Source organism: Neptuniibacter sp., assembly GCF_024231755.1.
Taxonomy (GTDB): domain Bacteria; phylum Pseudomonadota; class Gammaproteobacteria; order Pseudomonadales; family Balneatricaceae; genus Neptuniibacter.
Map to the genome: position 1 here is coordinate 1 of NZ_JAAEQH010000305.1, position 18,701 is coordinate 18,701.

General features: G+C 45.7%; 17 protein-coding genes. 4 read left to right on the forward strand and 13 right to left on the reverse strand.

All coding sequences use genetic code 11. From position 1 onward, the window contains the following. From coxB to GY843_RS17875, 5 genes are all read right to left on the reverse strand, one after another. Positions 1-672: cytochrome c oxidase subunit II (coxB, locus tag GY843_RS17860; protein WP_297311635.1), on the reverse strand; the 672-nt coding region annotated here is incomplete at its 3' end. 199 nt (positions 673-871) lie between these two features. Next, entirely contained in the window at positions 872-1,096 is a 225-nt protein-coding gene (locus tag GY843_RS21070) for a DUF2970 domain-containing protein (protein ID WP_367183872.1), read from the reverse strand. Between the two features lie 203 nt (positions 1,097-1,299). Continuing rightward, positions 1,300-2,055: a CDP-diacylglycerol--serine O-phosphatidyltransferase gene (gene pssA / locus GY843_RS17865; RefSeq protein WP_297311636.1), complete on the reverse strand. Its 756-nt coding sequence runs from the start codon at positions 2,053-2,055 to the stop codon at positions 1,300-1,302. 67 nt (positions 2,056-2,122) lie between these two features. Continuing rightward, positions 2,123-2,878, reverse strand: coding sequence for a type 1 glutamine amidotransferase (locus tag GY843_RS17870; RefSeq protein ID WP_297311638.1), 756 nt, complete (start codon positions 2,876-2,878; stop codon positions 2,123-2,125). 33 nt (positions 2,879-2,911) lie between these two features. After that, complete coding sequence (locus GY843_RS17875; protein ID WP_297311639.1) at positions 2,912-3,910, reverse strand: patatin-like phospholipase family protein; 999 nt, start codon at positions 3,908-3,910, stop codon at positions 2,912-2,914. Between the two features lie 146 nt (positions 3,911-4,056). Here GY843_RS17875 and ilvY point away from each other — a divergent pair, with 146 nt between their 5' ends. Continuing rightward, entirely contained in the window at positions 4,057-4,929 is an 873-nt protein-coding gene (gene ilvY, locus GY843_RS17880; protein ID WP_297311640.1) for an HTH-type transcriptional activator IlvY, read from the forward strand. 21 nt (positions 4,930-4,950) lie between these two features. On the opposite strand, the gene GY843_RS17885 is transcribed toward ilvY, so the two are convergent. The 5 genes from GY843_RS17885 to GY843_RS17905 all read right to left on the reverse strand — a co-directional run bounded on the left by GY843_RS17885 (position 4,951) and on the right by GY843_RS17905 (position 12,455). Beyond that, entirely contained in the window at positions 4,951-5,760 is an 810-nt protein-coding gene (locus tag GY843_RS17885; RefSeq protein ID WP_297311641.1) for a sterol desaturase family protein, read from the reverse strand. Positions 5,761-5,767: 7 nt separating this feature from the next. Then, entirely contained in the window at positions 5,768-6,163 is a 396-nt protein-coding gene (locus tag GY843_RS17890; RefSeq protein ID WP_297311643.1) for a thioesterase family protein, read from the reverse strand. Positions 6,164-6,275: 112 nt separating this feature from the next. After that, positions 6,276-8,957 (reverse strand): EAL domain-containing protein, encoded by a 2,682-nt coding sequence (locus GY843_RS17895; protein ID WP_297311645.1) that lies wholly within the window; start codon positions 8,955-8,957, stop codon positions 6,276-6,278. Continuing rightward, positions 8,957-11,311, reverse strand: coding sequence for an EAL domain-containing protein (locus GY843_RS17900; RefSeq protein WP_297311646.1), 2,355 nt, complete (start codon positions 11,309-11,311; stop codon positions 8,957-8,959). The genes GY843_RS17895 and GY843_RS17900 overlap by 1 nt, the downstream gene beginning before the upstream one ends. After that, positions 11,304-12,455: an FIST N-terminal domain-containing protein gene (locus GY843_RS17905; RefSeq protein WP_297311648.1), complete on the reverse strand. Its 1,152-nt coding sequence runs from the start codon at positions 12,453-12,455 to the stop codon at positions 11,304-11,306. The genes GY843_RS17900 and GY843_RS17905 overlap by 8 nt, the downstream gene beginning before the upstream one ends. A gap of 399 nt (positions 12,456-12,854) precedes the next feature. Between GY843_RS17905 and GY843_RS17910 the strand changes: the two genes are divergently transcribed. Both GY843_RS17910 and GY843_RS17915 read left to right on the forward strand, forming a co-directional pair. Continuing rightward, positions 12,855-14,414: a PAS domain-containing methyl-accepting chemotaxis protein gene (locus GY843_RS17910; protein ID WP_297311650.1), complete on the forward strand. Its 1,560-nt coding sequence runs from the start codon at positions 12,855-12,857 to the stop codon at positions 14,412-14,414. A 27-nt stretch (positions 14,415-14,441) separates the two neighbouring features. After that, on the forward strand, positions 14,442-14,873 hold the full coding sequence (locus tag GY843_RS17915) for a GFA family protein (protein WP_297311653.1): 432 nt from the start codon (positions 14,442-14,444) through the stop codon (positions 14,871-14,873). Positions 14,874-14,884: 11 nt separating this feature from the next. Here the strand turns inward: GY843_RS17915 and GY843_RS17920 are convergent, their stop codons facing one another. The 3 genes from GY843_RS17920 to GY843_RS17930 all read right to left on the reverse strand — a co-directional run bounded on the left by GY843_RS17920 (position 14,885) and on the right by GY843_RS17930 (position 17,797). Continuing rightward, positions 14,885-15,481: a flavin reductase family protein gene (locus tag GY843_RS17920; RefSeq protein ID WP_297311655.1), complete on the reverse strand. Its 597-nt coding sequence runs from the start codon at positions 15,479-15,481 to the stop codon at positions 14,885-14,887. Positions 15,482-15,578: 97 nt separating this feature from the next. Further along, entirely contained in the window at positions 15,579-16,073 is a 495-nt protein-coding gene (gene ilvN / locus GY843_RS17925) for an acetolactate synthase small subunit (RefSeq protein ID WP_297311658.1), read from the reverse strand. Between the two features lie 2 nt (positions 16,074-16,075). Continuing rightward, entirely contained in the window at positions 16,076-17,797 is a 1,722-nt protein-coding gene (locus GY843_RS17930) for an acetolactate synthase 3 large subunit (RefSeq protein WP_297311661.1), read from the reverse strand. Between the two features lie 582 nt (positions 17,798-18,379). Between GY843_RS17930 and GY843_RS17935 the strand changes: the two genes are divergently transcribed. Continuing rightward, positions 18,380-18,646, forward strand: coding sequence for a hypothetical protein (locus GY843_RS17935; protein WP_297311663.1), 267 nt, complete (start codon positions 18,380-18,382; stop codon positions 18,644-18,646). The last annotated feature ends 55 nt before the right edge of the window (positions 18,647-18,701 follow it).

The following is an 18,701-nucleotide window of genomic DNA, read 5'->3' on the forward strand; positions in this document are numbered from 1 at the left end:
CTCTGCACACTGACCCCGATAAGTTCCTGGTTCGTCAACAATGGTCCAGGCTTCGTTGATAAAGCCCGGAATAGTATCTTTTTTCACTGCAAGATCAGGCACCCACCAAGAGTGGATAACGTCATTGGCAGTTAATAGGAAGCGAACCTTTTTCCCTGCAGGAATAACCAGAGGATTATCCACCTCAAGCAGATAATGCTCCCCTTTTGCTGCAGCGTTATTTATCTGTTCACGAGGAGTAGAAAGGCTAGAGAAAAAATCGATATCCTGGCCCAGATACTGGTAGCGCCACTTCCATTGATAGCCGGTTATCTGAATATCCAGCTCAGCTTCTGTGTTGTCATACATTTTGATCAGGGTAGCCGTGGCGGGTACCGCCATAGCGATCAGGATCACAAATGGAATGATAGTCCAGGTGATTTCTACAAAGATATTTTCATGGAAATTGTGTGCTTCAGCACCGCGGGATTTACGGTGATAAACCACAGAGAAAAGCATGACACCAAACACTACAACGCCAATTGCCACACAGATCCAGAAGATAATCATGTGCAGATCATAGACTTCCCGGCTTATCTCCGTGACACCACGGGTCAGATTCACGGCCCAATCGGCCTGAACATTTCCGGCAGATAAGAAAAGCGCCGATAGAATCAGCTTGTTCTTGATCATTGCAGGCCCCTTTCGTTACACAAAAACGAGCCTGTCAGAATCCTCTCACTAGGGGCGTTGCACTTCTATAATTTCAACGTCGGTAGCAGCAGGGTTCGGGCAGGCTCTCTTTCGCCTGGACTCCGTCCTATCATTTCCGACCAATCCGCTTGGTTATACCTGCAAGTATAGCAGTGAAAAAAAATATGCAAGAAATTAGCTAAGGCGCAGCACTAAAGTAACTGATTGAAAGATTCACCAATAGGTAGGCAAAACATACCAAGAAAATAAGTAGTAAAACGCCCATAAGGATATAGGGCCAAAAATGTCCGGAGCGGAAGTCCCGCTCATAATTGCTCTGTGAATGGACGCCTAAAAAAGCTGCGAGGGCACTTGCAAAAAACTGCGGCCAATCAGTTGAATGATCACTTCCAGCCTTTTTCATGGCTATCCCCCTCAGTTACCAACCAGAATAAATGCCATGCTGATCATCAGGATAATCATTAGCAGAAACAAAACTGTATAACACAAGATTCGCAGCTGTCGGCACTGACAAGATAGGAGCTTCATAACCACCTCCAACATACCACTTCTACAATTTAGGTATAGCAGAAATAAAAACGGCTTCCTAATTGGAAGCCGCTTTAATTATGCCGAAGGTTTTTGCTTGGTTTTTCGCATCACCCAGAGAATCGGTCCTGAGCCAGCATATGCGAGGAACAGTAACCAAAGGAAGGTAGCTGGATCTATGGAGATAATACCCACAGCAAGAACAATGCCCGCCAGAATCAGGAAAGGTACTTTCTCTTTTAAGCTAACATCCTTGAAGCTGTAATAAAGGACATTACTCACCATAAGTACACCAACCAACGCGACATATAACGCGATAACATAGGCATACGGAGCTCCATCAATACCATATTCAGTAGCCGCCCACACCATACCCGCAACAGCCGCTGCAGCCGCTGGGCTTGGCAGACCGATAAAATATCGCTTATCAGTAGAACCTATCTGTGTATTAAAGCGGGCAAGCCGTAAAGCGGCACCTGCCACATATAAGAATGCAGCAAACCAACCTAACTTGCCGATATCATCCAACACCCAATTAAAAACAACCAGTGACGGCGCCACACCAAAAGAGACCATATCCGCCAAAGAGTCATATTCCGCACCAAAGGCGCTGGAAGTATTGGTCATTCGCGCGACTCGCCCATCAAGGCCATCGAGCACCATAGCAACAAAAATGGCGATAGCAGCATTTTCAAAGTGGCCATTCATGCTGGCAACCACAGCATAAAAACCAGAGAAAAGTGCCCCTGTAGTAAACAGATTCGGCAGCAGATAGATCCCCCTGCTACGAGGTTTCACTGGTTCCTGATTGTCTTGATTTTGTGGCTCAGTCATCGCTTATTTATTATTCCGGTTGAGCTAAAAAGGTCCATTCTACTTTGCCAGCCTCCAGGAAGCTATTTCATTCCTGGAGATGCTCTTGATCGATAACGACGCGTTGAACAAATTTACCCATCAGCGCATTAGATTGTGGCGTTTCTTGAGCGGAAGAGAGAACTTCATCCAGATGACCATCTCCATCGGTGTACTTCTCTTTATAGAAAGTTAGCCGTTCAACCAGAATTCGCTTATCTACTTCTGGATGAAACTGAAAAGCCCAGAACGGCTTGTCTTTCAGACGAAACGCATGAATACATTGTTCAGTGTATGCCAGCGAAATACAGTCTTTAGGCAGGCTGCTAGCATATTGCTTATGTACTGACACCGCATAAAAGTTATCAGGTGTGTCCCTAAAAATTGGGTCTTGCCAGACACTATATTCAAGTGAAATTGGCACAGTCCCCATCTCGAAGTCTTTCTCCCGGTGCAGAATCTCACCTCCAAGAGCCAACACGGCCAACTGAAAACCAAAGCATGAAGCAAACACTGGCTTATCGGTTTGTGCGCAGCGCAAAATCAGTTGCTGACATTGCTCAACAAATGGGTAGGTTTCCGGGAGCAGCACATTGGCTTCACTCGCCCCACCCACCAGCAAAGCGTCATATTGATCAGCCGCTGTATCGGGGAAGTCTGGCGTATCGAATACGTTCAGCACATCAATCTGCTCAATTTTCAGCTCACAGTATTCAGCAAAACTCTCTAGCTCCTCCTGACGGACCTGATGCCCATCCCTAATCTGAAGCAGTAATAATTTAAGCTGATCCCGACTTTTAGCCATCTTGCCTTTCCATACTGAATTAAGTTCTGCGTACTATAAAAACATCGTCTCTATGTCACAACTAGGCTTCCGACCAATCGCACTGAAGTTTGATCCAATCCAGTATTCTGCAGCATTTCGGCCTCTTTCCTTAAGGTCTGTAAGAAATACCTGACGGGTGTCATATTTACTGGCCTGCTCCAAATTAGAGAGTACTTCACCCGATTCTATAAGATGAAAACGGAGCGCCTTGAAACGTCGCTCCAAACTACTGGCACTAAAATACTTACCCTTCGCCTGCTGTCGGGTATAACTGATCGCCCTCATCTCACGTAAAAAAGTACTTTGAAAGCCTAATTCACTGACTCTTTGATTAATAGCATTTGAAGTTGTTGGTAACTCTCTACCTTGCATCGGCTGCAATAACACCATGAGGATATCTTCAGCCTTACAGTCAAAGATCAATGGATACACTGCAGGGTTCCCGGAGAAGCCCCCATCCCAGTAATGCCTATTATCAATCTCTATTGCTTGATGTAGCGTAGGCAAGCAAGCCGAGGCTAAAGCATGCTCCGTAGTGAGTTCATATTCCCGAAACAGCCTAATTTTTCCTGACGCGACATCCGTCGCAGCAATGAATAGCTGTATCGAGGAGTCTTTCCTTAACATTTCAAAATCAACAATATCGTCTAGAAGAAAACGTAACGGATTAATATCAAGAGGATTAAGATCGTAGGGCGATATGTATCGCAGCATATCCAATACCCATTCGGTCATGGATGTTATCTGCATATCTGGTAACTGCGAGCCAATCAGCTCTGAGGGTGAGTTCAAAGCAACTCTGTTCCAGAACTGATCTAGCAGGTCTTTTGCTCCCTGCGCTTTATTCAACTGCCAACCATGTGCGAGAAGTAGTGCATTCATTGCTCCTGCACTGGTGCCACTGATCGCTTCTGGGGAAATATCCTCCTCAAGCAAACGATCCAGAACCCCCCAAGCAAAGGCTCCATGGGCGCCACCACCTTGTAATGCCAAATTCACTGACTTTGCCATGCGCACCTCCAGTTATTTTTTGTGCACCGCACAATAATATCAACATAGCATACAAATATGACAACTCTGAACAAAAATTACCCAACCGCTCCCAACAGACAACAAAATGGCATAAAATTTAAAAAACATTCGAAAAAACGCAACGCATGGATATCAAACAGCTACGGCAATTCATTCATCTCGCTGAGACACTTCACTTTGGTCGCGCCAGCGAGGCTAGTCACATCAGTCCTTCAGCACTCAGCCGAAGTATTAAGCAACTGGAAGAGGAGGTGGGTTCCACTCTCTTTGAGCGGGATAATCGTACTGTCAGCCTCACTGCAGAAGGGGAAATTTTCTTAGCTTACGCCAGAGACTCCCTCAGTCAGTGGAATATGGTACGTACCCAGTTAATAGAACGCTCTGGTGAATTACAGGGCGAGATCAGCATGTACTGCTCCGTGACTGCCAGCTACAGTTTTCTATTCGATATTTTGAGCGAATTCCGTCACAACTATCCGAAGATAGAAATCAAGCTACATACCGGCGACCCTGAAGACGCCATTGCCCGCGTTCTTTCCGGCGACGAGGACTTTGCAATCACCGCAAAACCTGACGCTATGCCCAGTGGACTGGCCTTCAAAAAGATCGCCCTTTCCCCTCTACTTTTCATCGCTCCCGAACGAGGGCTTGATGACCAGCAGCAAGAAAGCCTCATTCCTGATAGCTCTACACCTATGATTCTTTCTGAAGGTGGATTATCCCGTAAAAGAGTGGACCGCTGGTTTAAGGAACAGAACATCAAACCCCGAATTTATGCTCAGGTTGCAGGAAACGAGGCCATTGTAAGTATGGTCAGCTTAGGCTTTGGTGTGGGCGTAGTACCAAAGATCGTTCTTGATAACAGCCCGCTAGCGGCAACGGTTAAAGCGCTAGAGATTGAGCCTAAATTAAAACCTTACGAAGTGGGCATAGTGACTCTTGAGAAAAAATTGAAAAGCCCACTGATCAGTGCATTCTGGTCCCAGCTTAAAGCTTAGGGTCTGTTAACAGGCCCCAGGTTATTTTTTAAATGGGAGTAGCAAGATACCTGGTAAAAGACAAACCTGCTTCACATCCTGCAAACCCGAGACACCAATGTCCATTTGTAGATGTCCTTTCTGCGGCTGGGCCCGGTAGGTTTTGAATATACGGTCCCACCAAGATAGAGCGAAACCATAGTTGCTATCGGTTTCCACCCTGATCTGAGAATGGTGGACCCGGTGCATGTCGGGAGTTACTAAAATCCAACGCAACAACTTATCCACCGATTTAGGAAGCCTGATATTGGCGTGATTAAACATCGCTGACGCATTTAACAACACCTCAAATATGATCACGGCAACCGCCGGAGCACCAAGAACAATAATTGCGGCAGACTTTATCAGCATCGACAATATGATCTCGATGGGATGAAAGCGCGCACCTGTAGTAACGTCATAGTCAGGGTCTGCGTGATGCACCCGATGCAATCGCCATAAAATAGGGACTTTGTGAAATAGCACATGCTGCGCGTATATCAGTAGATCCAACACCACAACCGCGATGAACGCACTAAGGAATATAGGAATTGGAAGTTGCTGTAACAATCCAAAACCCTGCTCTTCCACATATAGTGCCACTCCAACCGCAGCGGCCGGAAACAGGATGCGGAGCAGAAAAGAATTAAGAAACACCAGCGCCAGATTATTACTCCAGCGCAACAGACGGCCATACTTCTGTCGACGGCAGGGCTTAAGAAACTCCCATCCAGCCATCAGCAGAAAAATGCCAAAAAAGAAACCAAGGCGGACACTAATTTCGTGTTGTAAAAGCCAAAGCTCCCAACTCATCTAATTATCACTCGCCTTCAATCATCGCTTCTATTTCTGGCAGAACTGATGGACGCCCTCTTTCATTCAAAGCCACACCAATCACCAGCGCCTCTAGGGCTACCTTTTCATCACTAAGACGGATTACCCGCTGCCTAAAACCAAACTTCACTTTGCTGATCCGCTCCACGGTAACTTCAACGACAAACTTATCGCCACTGGTCAGGGAGTTTTTGTAATCCATTTCAGAACGAACAACCACCAGATGGATTTTTTTCGCTGTTAATTCCGCAAAATCGATGCCTTTATCGAGTAGGTATTCATGACGAGCATGCTCCAGATAGTTGAAGTAAACACCGTTATTAACGATGCCTTGCAAGTCACATTCATAATCACGCACCTTGAACTCAAGCCGGAACGCCATGGATAGATCCTTAATTAGAAAAAGAGAATATTGCGCAATTTATACCATAGATAGATTCATTCGAGACAATTGCAGTACGCATGCAGCTCTCATTAATCCACGTTCTGATTAATCACAACTTGGTTAAAGTCTTGGAGTGTAGATTTCCTGCTCGCTGTTGCATAAACATCTGAGCATCTTCAGGCGGGCAAGGGCGACTGATCAGATAACCTTGGAGAGAATCACAACCCATATCTTCTAGAATCTGGCGCTGCTCCTCTGTTTCTACCCCTTCAGCAACAACACTCATCGACAAACTCTGCCCCAGATTAACAATCGCCTTTGCGATATCACGATCATTTGTATCGGTTGCCAGATCCATAACGAAAGAACGGTCAATTTTGAGCTTTCGGACAGGAAAACTTTTCAGGTAACTGAGAGAGGAGTAGCCCGTACCAAAATCATCAATAGACACGCTAACACCCATCAAACGGAGTTTTTCCAACACCCTTCTAGTATGTTTTGGATCCTGCATGGCCGAACTTTCGGTAATCTCAACCTCAAGTAGATCCGGCCGGACTTTATTGCTTTCCAACGCACTAGCAATGCCGTTTTCTATAGGCATAGTGCCGAAGTTCTGCGGAGAGATATTAATCGCAACAGGCACCACTTCAAAACCCTGGCTTTCCCAACGATGGATTTGCCGGCAAGCCTCATTCAACACCCAACAACCAAGATCTGTAATCAACCCTGTTTCTTCCGCAAGAGGGATAAATTCATCCGGGAAAATTAAACCATCCTCAGGATGCTCCCAGCGAACCAATGCTTCATAAGCAAGCAACTCTCCAGTGTTCAAATCAATCTGCGGCTGGTAATAGAGTATGAGTTGATTCTGCTTAATAGCCTCTCGAAGCTTAGCTTCAACTTCAACCCGGCGACGAGCATATTTATTATGTTTTTCATCCCAAAAGCGGTAACAGCCTTTACCACTCTCTTTAGCCAGGTACAACGCAGAATCAGCATTACGCATGGCGTCATTGATGCAATCCGCCTGTTCAGGCATCTGACATATGCCAATACTTACCCCTATATATATATCCTGGTCAGCATGATGGTAGGGTTTGGAAAGTTCGTTGATAATATTGGTTGCTACCGCCTCAACATGCACCCGGTCCCCCGGCTGAACCAGGGCAACAATAAATTCGTCCCCCCCATGCCTAGCCACAATATCGGTAGAACGCACAGTTGCTTTCAAACGCTCAGCAACGGCCACTAACAGTTCATCTCCAACAAGATGACCAAGAGAATCGTTCACATATTTGAATCGATCAAGATCCAAATACATCAGCGCTAGTGTATTCCCATCATAGCGCAGCTTCCTTGACTCATCTTTGATCACTTCCTGGAACAGCGCACGATTAGCCAACCCCGTGAGCGGATCATGATAGGCCAACTTCTGTAATTGCTCTTCGGTTTCTTTTATATCAGTAATATCCGAGCACATGCCGACATAATTAACGATATTACCTGATGGATTTTTAATTGCACTCACATGCAACCAATTTGCTTTCAAGCTACCATCTTTACGCCGATCCCAGATCTCTCCGGACCATTCCCCTGTCGCTCTGATTTTGCCCCACATACGGCGATAAAAGGATGCATCATGATAGCCAGAACGGAAAACGGCTGGGGAATGGCCAATCAACTCCTCTCTACGCCATCCACTCATATCACATAAAGCCTGATTCACATCCAAAATCGTAACCTCTGCGTCAGTGATCAGAATACCCTGCGCCGAAACCTCAAACACACGACTCGCAAGCCGTAGTTGGCTTTCAACTTCCTTCTGACTGGTAATATCATGCACCACCCCCAAAATACGATGCGGCTTCCCTCGTTCATCCCGCATCACTTTGCCGCGAGAAAGGAAACTACCGCAGGTGCCATCACTACGTTTTAGTTGGTGCTCAATATCAAAACTTTCATCAGCAAAGAGCAGACGCTGAATCGTCGTTTCCACACGCTCTTGCTCATTCTCTGGCACCAAGTTCAACAGCGTTTGCAAACCTTTCCCCACCTTAGCCGAGGAATAATTCAACAACGATTGAAACTCATCAGAGAGATTTAAAATGTTAGTACTCAGATCCCACTCCCAACTACCGACATCAGCTATACGCTGTGCATCAATCAAACTTTGTCGGGAATGATTTAATTCTTCTGCTGTTCGGTAGGAAACAGTGATATCACGAAAATAGTTGATCCGGAGGATATCTGAATCACCCGGTTGAGGCGGTGCAAACCAATCAAGGACTCTGCCACTTTTCAATTCTAGAATAGCTTCACCGTATTTATCGGGATTGGCATGAAGGAAAGAGCGTAGTTCACAAAACGTCTCTGGGTTAATCAACTTTTCAACTAATAAACGAGATATATCAACGGAATCCATACCAAGCTTTAGTTGGTCCGCTTCAAGCTCCCATATATTGAGGTATCGTTGATTAAACTTAATTAACTTAAACTCTTTATCAAATGCAATAATCCCTTCTTCTGTAGAATCAAGCGTGACATTGAGAATTCCCAAAGCGTTCTGAAGCTGATTTTGTTGCTGTTCATTACGCTCCAGCTCTTTCTCCAGAGACTCATATCGGGCTAGGGATTCATCGGAAGACAATTTTAGAGAGCGTTCAAGTAGAGTCTGCTTTTTATCCGACTGCTCATAGGTAGCGGAGACAGCTTCCAGTAATGCCTGCATCTCACCCGATAAAGGCATATCCCCTAATAAGCGATTGACCTGACGTTTAAGCAGTTTGTGCATTAATCTTTCATCCCAGACGTTTCCGGCGTTACCAACGACTCTTCGTAAAGCTCTTTCTGCTGCAGGCAAAACTCAGAAAAACACTCCACAGATAATGGCCGGCTAAAGAAATAACCCTGAATTTCATCACATTCATGCGCTCGCAGATACTCAAGTTGAGCTTCTGTTTCTACACCTTCTCCAACCACATCCAAATTTAGCAAGTGCCCTAGCGACAACACTGTATCAACAATTGCCTCATCACTGGAATCTACACCAATATTGGCAACGAAACTCTGATCAATTTTTACCACGTCCACAGGAAAGCGTTTTAAGTAATTCAACGATGAATAGCCTGTACCAAAGTCATCAATCGCGATACGGATCCCTTTCTGCTTTAAAGCCTGCAACGATCGAATTGAGTACTCAACGCCCTCCATCAAGGTATTCTCAGTAATTTCAATCTCAAGATTATTTGCAGATAGCCCAGTTTGTTGCAAGATTCTCTCTATAGTTTCTATTGGATCACCATAATGGAACTGTGCAGGAGACAAGTTAACCGCTAGGGTAAGGTCCTCTAACCCCTGCTTCTGCCAAGCTACCGCCTGGCGACAAGCCGTTTCTATCACCCAGTTTCCAACCTGACTGATCAAACCACTCTGCTCCGCAACAGGAATAAAAGTGGCCGGGCTTATCAGACCTTTTGTTGGGTGACGCCAACGCACCAGTGCTTCCATTCCGACAACCCTGTTTTGTTGTAGATTAAACCGAGGTTGATACTGCAAAAACAGCTGCCCTGCACCTAGCGCATGTCGCAGCTCATGCTCAATTTCCTTACGTTCCTGAACCCACTGATTCATCTCCTCCTGATAGAAGGCATAACGGCTACGACGACTGACTTTCTGCTTCGCCTTATACATTGCAAGATCAGCATTGCGCAGCAAGATATCAACATCACGGCCATCACGAGGAAAACAGGTAAGCCCAATACTGACCCCAGAGTGAATTTCATTGCCATCTATCTGGAAAGGCTGGGTGATTGTCTGAATCACCAACTCAGCCAACAATGATGGATCATCACTGTCTTTTTTCATCGGCATCACTATCGCGAATTCATCACCACCAAGACGGGCAAAAATCCCACCCATTGGATAGATATTGTTGATTCGACTGGTTATAGCCTGAAGTAAGCGATCACCAACAGGATGTCCTAGCGTATCGTTTATATCTTTAAAATCATCAAGATCCATAAACAATAGAGCCAACGAATGATTCAGATTAGCCGCTTCATTCAACATAGCGCTGAAACGTTCATTAAACAGGTTACGATTTGCAATGCCTGTTAGCGCATCATGAGTCGCAATATAGCGGACCTGATTTTCGTTGGTTTTCTGCTCACTGATATCAGTAAAGGTAGCTACAAATCCACCATTAGGCATAGGCGAGCACTGGACATCCACCACCTTCTCCGCAGAGAAGGTCCGTTCATAATTGACAAGCTTACCCTCACTAAACAGGCGTTCACTTTGCTTAGCATCCAGAGCAAGAAAGTTCTCATCAACATCTCGGATATAGCTTAGAGGGACATTACCCTGAGCGATTGAAATAGGAAGCTCCATCAACTCAGTAAAGCGTTGATTACATGCGACCAGCAATTCATTATGATCAAATACGGCAACGCCCTGTTGAATACTGTCCAAAGAGGATTGCAGCAACAGTGATTTCTCAGCCAACTCCTGTTGATGCTTTTCCTCTTCCCTCTGTTTCAGTTCAGTCACATCCGTGTAGATTCCTACAGTGCAACCGTCCTCCGTTTTACGCTCCCTGACCTGGACACAAGTGCCATCTCTAAAATGGTATTCAAATGTTCCGGTTCCCTCTTGATGCTGGCGGATTCGTGCTTCCGGCCAATCAAAGTTGTTACTCAATGACAGGCCTCGCCGGGTAGTTTCAGACACCAAATCGGAGAAAAAACTTCCCAATAAATCTTCAAGAGGGCGATCATCAAACCCCCACATCTGACGATAACTGCTATTACAAACCGTCAAACGATCTTCAGGATCAAATAAGGCAAAGCCCTCAGAGATATTTTCTACTGCATCGTTCAAACGCTGAATAGCTCCTTCCAGCGCCTGTTGACTCCTTCGCAGCTTGCGATTAGTACCACCTAACTCGACTAGAGCCTTATTGAGCTCTTCAGTTCGTTGATTAACCTTTTGCTCCAACACCACCGCAGACTGAAACAACGCATAGTCGGAACCCTGCGACTCCATGCTCTGCTCCACTCTTTTCATCAACACATTAATGACTTTGTGAAGACGCTCAATCTCCTCCTCAGGAGGTAATGCTGAAGGTAAGATTGCTTTATCAGCCATGCTCACCTCCATGGCCGGAACCAAAAGCGATTCCTGTTAACGTCTGGTTTACATGGGTAGCGTTGTACTGCTCGCCGTAGCTGTTAAAACCGGTAAAGTGATGTTGGCAGAGCACCTCTGATGCATCTTGTAGCTTCCCTGTATTTTTCAATTCCAGGTAACGAAAAATACAATCGAAACCCAATGTAAGCTCCACACGCCCTAAACATTCCTCCAAACGTTGAAACTCCTGTTGCAAATTTTCAATAATGTTTTCTGCTACAGCAATATTCAAAACAATTCCATCATCAATGGCGCAGAAGAAAACAAGGCTATTATCACTTCCTATCTGCTGGATTGATCGAATAAAAGAGGAATCACCAATTTTCACCAATACCGGATGGGCAGCAAAAATCTCAGGGGTCAGTTCTGTAACATCTACTCCAACATGGCGAGCATACTCTTCTGCTGCGGGCAAACCATTCAGTTCTTTCACCATACGCTTTTCAGGAACAGAGTCCGTCACTACTAAGCGAGCCTCTGTGGCTTTAAAATGCTGAATCATAAACGGGGAAAAAGGTAAGGCTGTATAACCTAGCACCACAACTGCGGCATTGTTGTGAAACTTCCCCTGATAATAAACATGGGTACTTTCTAGCTTCAGATTATCACCTGCCGAACCTCCGAGCAGAGCAACACCATTTAATGCAGAGGCTAACATCTGGGTAAAATTTTCTTCGCGTTGACACAATCCATCAATCAATTGAAACGCAAACATCTGCTCTGAATTGATCGCACTGTTCTGCTTAACCTCCAGCTCAGTTCGCAGTTGAGCAACTACAGCATCCGCTTTATGGTACGAAAACGTCGTTACTTCGGGGATAAGCGCTGTCGAAAATTCAAAAGCCTCATTACTAAAACTACAAGCGACAAGTGCTTGCTGTTGATATCCCTGGCGCCCAATACAACCCGATGTTGTACATCCTACTACCGGGATATCCGCGAATTTAGACTGAATACTCTCCGCCAAAGTAGAGAGGGCGTAATTACCAGAACAAAAAATTATAACCAGCGAGGTCTGCTCCTGAATTACAGCATCATAAATCTGTTCAACAGCATTAGAAGGGTCGCTTAACGAGGAACTACCAGAGCGCATCTGCACCATTAAAAATCATCCCCAGAGGCTTCTTTGACTACAAACTTCCAGCAATAAAGCCTGAAGAAACTCCTTTCTCTATCAGAATAAACACACTGGCGTTAAATGATGAGAAAAGTATAGACCACAATTCTGGTATAAGTAGTGTTAAGAGTTTAAATTTTCTTTTTAAAAAACAGATAGATGGACGTTATATTTTTAATACATTTAAAAAAAACAGTCGTAACCAGATAGCAATGAAGGCAAAGCTATTTGCGAACTTATCTTTAAATCAACAATTGTAAAAATGCGGCTGACTTCAACATATCAGAGCAATTAGTGCTACATTACGATAGATTCCTGCACTATTCTCATAATAACAAGACCAGAGATTTACCAGTTCCACACTGGGTTTAAGGAGCTAGCTCAATGAAAAAGATGCCGGTAACCGACCGCGAGGTCGTCCTACCTGAAGGACAACGCATCATCTCCACAACAGACCTAAAAGGGCGTATCACATACGTAAATCAGGTTTTCTGTGATATTGCAGGTTTTACAGAAGAGGAACTCATAGGGAAGGCCCATAATATTGTCCGCCACCCAGATGTTCCTCCCGCTGCCTTTGCCAACCTCTGGGACTCTCTAAAAAACGACCAGGCTTGGCGCGGCATTGTAAAAAACCGTTGTAAGAATGGTGATCACTACTGGGTAGATGCCTACGTAACCCCTCTATATGAAAACGGCCAGAAAGTAGGCTACCAATCGGTTCGCTTTAAACCATCAAAAGAACAAGTAGCCAAAGCTGAAGTTATCTATGCAGTAGCTAACGCGGGTAAAGCAGGCAAAGCCCTTAAGCTGAAATCCACCAGCAATCAAACATTGATGCTCTTTGCTATTGTCAGCTTACTAACACTGGTTGGCTCTTGGTTTGCGGGTGCTAGTTTGCCTGTATTGGGTGTCGTTGCTCTGTCACAACTGCTTCTAGCGGGTGTTGTGCACCGCTTTATCAGCCCGGTCAGAAAGCTCTGTGAGACTTCTCGCAAACGTTTCAGTAATCCATTAATTCAATTGATGTATAGCTCCCGTCAGGATGAACTTGGTGAAATTGAACTGGCCCTACAGATGAATGAAGCACGCAATACAACGGTGCTTACACGACTGGGGGATGTCAGCCACACTATCGATCAAGCGATTAACATCACCGATAACGCAATCCAGCGAACTAATACCGGGATTAGTCAACAGGATCGAGAGAGCGATATGGTTGCTGCGGCTGTCCATGAGATGGCATGCGCATCTCAAGAGATAGCGCAGAATACCAGCAGTATGTCATCCGCAGGTCAGGACGCTCTTCATACAACCGAAGAGGGGCGTGAAGCTCTACAAAATACTGTTCAACATATTCGTGACCTCTCAAATGAAGTCGTCCATGCCTCTGAAGCTACGCAGGAGCTGAAGCAACATACTGACACCATCGGAAATGTAGTCACGGTTATCAACGAAATTGCGGAACAGACTAACCTTCTGGCATTGAATGCTGCTATTGAAGCCGCACGCGCAGGTGAGACAGGGCGTGGGTTTGCAGTTGTAGCAGATGAAGTCAGAACCCTCGCAACCCGAACCCAGAATTCCACTCAGGAGATTGAAGCCTCAATCGATCGGGTTCAGTCTGCAGTAGAGCACACCGTCAAAATTATGGATCAGAGTCGTACCCACGCTGAGCAAAGTGTAGAGGTAGCAAACGTTGCCGATGAAGCGTTCAAAAATGTACAAACCTCAATCGACAATATTTCCGAGCGTTGTGTTCAGATAGCAAGTGCTTCAGAAGAGCAATCATCCGTTGTCGAAGAGATTCAACAAAATATTGTCTCAATACGCGATCTTGCTCATCAGAATAGCGAAGCCTCCGATGAAACCGCCGCGGCCAGCCGAGAGTTACATGATCTGGTCAAACAGCTAGATTCTATGGTTGCTGCTTTTGACCGATAGCTAGTTATTTGTCTACAGGGGTATGAAATGAGCTATAAGGGAAGCTGCTTATGCGGAAGTGTCTGCTATGAAATAAGTGAAGACATTATCTCATTTCAATACTGCTATTGTTCGCGCTGCCGCAGGTCAACCGGTAGTGCCCACGCCAGCAATCTGATTATTGCCCCTGATCAGTTTCAGTGGACAAAAGGCAGTAATCTGGTTGGCCGCTTCGAGCCCAAAGATGCCAAACACTTTGCAACGGGGTTCTGTAAAAACTGCGGATCAAACCTACCCTGGCTCACCCAATCGGGGCAAGCAATGATCATTCCGGCCGGTACTCTGGATGAGAGTTTCAACAATACCCCCGAAAGGAATATCTTCTGGGGTAATAAAGCCCCCTGGTACCAGCTCCCCACTACACTAGACACCTTTGAGAGCGTTCCCGGTAAAAGCGACGCCTGCAGATTAGATGATTAAATAGACCGCACTCACTGCGGTCTTGGTACAGCGAGAATATCTCCAGCCAACTGATACTCAATCCCACCCAGACGGGACAGCGCGGCTACAGCCCCGGCATCAATTTTCATACGCCCCTTCTCATCCTCCGATACAACAGCATCATCTATCCAGATTCTTTCAATCTCGCCAAAGATAAGGTGCTGATTGTTATTGCCGATATCCTGTTGCTGATACAGGCTGCAGGCCAGCGCAATCTGTGGCCCTTCAACTCTTGGTAGTGAGAATCCCTCAAACTCAGTGGTAGCCAAACCACAATGTTCAATCTCTGACTCCCCATGGGCGAGAGAAGCAGCGCTCTGTGTCACTTCGTTAGCCAAATCAGATCCCGCAATATGAATGACAAACTCCTTTTTCTGCATAATGTTGCGGTAAGTATCCTTCTCACTGCCATCAGGCTTTGCTGGACCAATAGAGATCATAATCACCGGGGGATCACTACAGACTGCAGAAAAATAGGAGAACGGTGCCAGATTCAAACTACCGGAATCATTTTCCGATAACACCCAAGCCACTGGACGAGGAATCACCACCTGCGTCAAGGTATGGTAAGCCTGCAATTTACTCATTTCAGACATCTGTAAAATCAAAATTTTATCCTCAGAAATAAAAAAGCCGCACTCTAACCAGAGTACGGCTTTGTATACATACAGGCAACGCTGGTATTTACAGCGCTAATACCTTCTCGCCACGAGCAATACCGGAAACACCGGAACGTACAACTTCCATAATGTTAGCCGTACCCAGCGCTTCGATAAATGCATCAAGCTTGCTGCTGGCACCAACCAACTGAACAGTGAAAGTGTTTGGCGTTACATCGATGATCGTACCGCGGAAAATATCAGCAGTACGCTTGATCTCTGCACGCACTGTACCGTTATTCGCCTTCATCTTGATCATCATCAGTTCACGCTCAAGGTGCTCACCTTCAGTCAGGTCAACAACCTTAACCACGTCGATCAACTTATTCAGCTGTTTTGTGATCTGCTCAACAACACGATCATCACCAACCGTAGTGACTGTAAGACGGGACAGTGTCTCATCTTCAGTTGGTGCCACAGTCAGAGACTCGATATTGAAGTTACGCTGCGAGAACAAACCAACCACACGAGACAGTGCGCCCGGCTCGTTTTCCATCAATACAGAAATAATATGACGCATGATTATGTTCTCTCCGTTTTGCTCAGCCACATGTCACGCATAGAACCACGCGGTACCTGCATCGGGTAAACGTGCTCAAACGGATCAACAGCGATATCCATGAATACCATGCGATCCTTCATAGCGAATGCTTCACGCATTGCTCCTTCCAGATCTTCAAGGCGTTCAACCTTGATGCCTACGTGGCCGTATGACTCAACCAGCTTGATGAAGTCAGGCAACGATTTCATATAGGACTGAGAGTGGCGAGACTCGTAGTTCATATCCTGCCACTGACGTACCATACCCAAAGACTGGTTGTTCAAGCAGATAACCTTAACCGGGATATCGTACTGACTGATGGTAGATAGCTCCTGAATATTCATCTGGATACTACCTTCGCCAGTTACGCATACTACTTCCTCTTCAGGGAAGTTCAGCTTAACGCCCATAGCAGCCGGAAGACCAAAGCCCATGGTGCCAAGACCACCGGAGTTGATCCAACGGTTTGGTTTGTTGAACTTGTAGTACTGGGCTGCAAACATCTGGTGCTGACCTACATCAGAACAAACGTAAGCATCACCGTTAGTCACCTTGCTCAGCATCTCGATAACCTGCTGCGGTTTCATCAGCTCGGAATCGTCAGTCTTATAACGACCACCGTGGCGACCACGCCACTCATCGATCTGCTCCCACCATGCTTTCAAGCTATCAGCACACGGCTGTTTCTTCGCAGCTTTTACCTGTTCCAGCATCTCTTTTAATACCGCCTGAGCCGGACCTACAATTGGCACATCCGCTTTGATGGTTTTAGAGATAGACGCCGGATCGATATCTACATGTACGATCTTAGCTGTCGGACAGAACTTATCTGTGCCATTAGTTACACGGTCATCGAAACGTGCACCTACCGCCAGAATCATATCGCTGTGGTGCATCGCCATATTGGCTTCGTAACTACCGTGCATACCCAGCATACCGATAAACTGCTTATCAGTACCCGGGAATCCACCCAGCCCCATCAGCGTATTCGTTACCGGATAACCCAGCTCATGCGCTAGTTCAGTCAGTTGTTCACTGGCTTCACCCAGAATGACACCGCCACCAGTGTAGATAACCGGACGCTTCGCAGCCAACAGCATATCAACTGCTTTCTTGATCTGACCGGTATGACCTTTAGTGATCGGATTGTAAGAACGCATTTTGACGTTCTTAGGATATTCGTACTCATAACGTTCAGTCGGTGTTGTCATATCTTTAGGGATATCAACAACTACCGGTCCCGGACGGCCGCTCTCAGCAATATGAAACGCTTTCTTGATGATTTCTGGAATCTCTTCCGGACGTTGCACGCTAAAGCTGTGCTTAACAACCGGACGAGAGATACCGATCATGTCGGTCTCCTGGAAAGCATCTTCACCGATCAAGTGAGACATTACCTGACCTGTGATAACAACCATCGGAATAGAATCTGTATATGCCGTAGCAATGCCTGTCACAGCATTAGTTGCACCTGGGCCAGAAGTTACCAGTGCCACACCCGCTTTGCCTGTAGCACGTGCATAAGCATCAGCCATGTGAGTTGCAGCTTGTTCGTGACGAACCAGAATGTGCTCGACTTGGTCCTGTGTGAAGATCGCATCATAGATGTGCAGCAATGCACCACCAGGGTAGCCGTAAATATATTTAACGCCTTGATCGGCAAGCGCGCGAATCGTCATCTCCGCGCCAGATAGTAGTTCCACTTTGTTCACCCTCTAACGACGTCAGTGTCTCGTTACTGACGGAATTAACAGTTTTTGTTTCTGTAACGTTTTGAACGTGCCTGTACCAGACAAAATTGTTGTATCTCTAGCGGTCTCACTCTGAACCATTCCAGGGGTAGAGCTGCAGGTTCACGTTCGGGTGTTTGCCGGAGTTGAGGATCGCCCAACCGACAGACCTTGGAGAAACAACCCTCAGAAAGTTGTTCCCCTGAGCTTCGGGATTACCTACACGCTCAAGGCCTCAAAAAATTCGAGGAGGCAATTGTCGCATAGCAATATCCCCTGTTCAATAGAAAGTGTTCGCTAATGCAGCATCTGCTCTATTTTTAATAATTAGATTGAAATTTCTGGGAATTTAGCCAACTAATAGCTCTTAATTAGTCCTTAGTTTGTGCAGGGCTAAAGAATTGATAAGACATGGGACAGATGAATATTCCGCCTTAAGCCCCTTGAGCTAATCTCTAGCTCAGCTCTTTTAGCAACAGAAACTATTCAGGCTGGCGGGATCAGGTTATAGTTTTCCTATCGCAAACTCAGAATACGGTTAAGGAGAAGTCCCCCATGAGTATCGCTGAGATTAAAAACAAAGAACGTGTCATCAACGAATTAATGAGTTTTATTCGCAAGGTATTGGTTGAACCTGAAATTTGCGAAAAAGCCCTGGAAATTGCCCGCGAACATTTGAACGATGAAAACGCTGAGATCATCATTGCCGATAAACTATCTTCAGTAACCAATATCAAGATCCCTATTGAACACAGTGAAGCTGATAAGCTTTTTCTTGAAGTTCTAATTGATGTTATTAAGGACGAGCAAGCACTGTACTAATTTGAAGCATAAAAAAGGCTGCCATGAGGCAGCCTTGTTACTGATTAACGAATCA

Excerpts from the sequence above, each read along its gene's own strand:
- GY843_RS21070 (WP_367183872.1), bottom strand. The coding sequence starts at position 1,096 with ATGAAAAAGGCTGGAAGTGATCATTCAACTGATTGGCCGCAGTTTTTT.
- pssA (WP_297311636.1), bottom strand. The coding sequence starts at position 2,055 with ATGACTGAGCCACAAAATCAAGACAATCAGGAACCAGTGAAACCTCGT.
- GY843_RS17870 (WP_297311638.1), bottom strand. The coding sequence starts at position 2,878 with ATGGCTAAAAGTCGGGATCAGCTTAAATTATTACTGCTTCAGATTAGG.
- GY843_RS17875 (WP_297311639.1), bottom strand. The coding sequence starts at position 3,910 with ATGGCAAAGTCAGTGAATTTGGCATTACAAGGTGGTGGCGCCCATGGA.
- ilvY (WP_297311640.1), top strand. The coding sequence starts at position 4,057 with ATGGATATCAAACAGCTACGGCAATTCATTCATCTCGCTGAGACACTT.
- GY843_RS17885 (WP_297311641.1), bottom strand. The coding sequence starts at position 5,760 with ATGAGTTGGGAGCTTTGGCTTTTACAACACGAAATTAGTGTCCGCCTT.
- GY843_RS17890 (WP_297311643.1), bottom strand. The coding sequence starts at position 6,163 with ATGGCGTTCCGGCTTGAGTTCAAGGTGCGTGATTATGAATGTGACTTG.
- GY843_RS17895 (WP_297311645.1), bottom strand. The coding sequence starts at position 8,957 with ATGCACAAACTGCTTAAACGTCAGGTCAATCGCTTATTAGGGGATATG.
- GY843_RS17900 (WP_297311646.1), bottom strand. The coding sequence starts at position 11,311 with ATGGCTGATAAAGCAATCTTACCTTCAGCATTACCTCCTGAGGAGGAG.
- GY843_RS17905 (WP_297311648.1), bottom strand. The coding sequence starts at position 12,455 with ATGGTGCAGATGCGCTCTGGTAGTTCCTCGTTAAGCGACCCTTCTAAT.
- GY843_RS17910 (WP_297311650.1), top strand. The coding sequence starts at position 12,855 with ATGAAAAAGATGCCGGTAACCGACCGCGAGGTCGTCCTACCTGAAGGA.
- GY843_RS17915 (WP_297311653.1), top strand. The coding sequence starts at position 14,442 with ATGAGCTATAAGGGAAGCTGCTTATGCGGAAGTGTCTGCTATGAAATA.
- GY843_RS17920 (WP_297311655.1), bottom strand. The coding sequence starts at position 15,481 with ATGAGTAAATTGCAGGCTTACCATACCTTGACGCAGGTGGTGATTCCT.
- ilvN (WP_297311658.1), bottom strand. The coding sequence starts at position 16,073 with ATGCGTCATATTATTTCTGTATTGATGGAAAACGAGCCGGGCGCACTG.
- GY843_RS17935 (WP_297311663.1), top strand. The coding sequence starts at position 18,380 with ATGAGTATCGCTGAGATTAAAAACAAAGAACGTGTCATCAACGAATTA.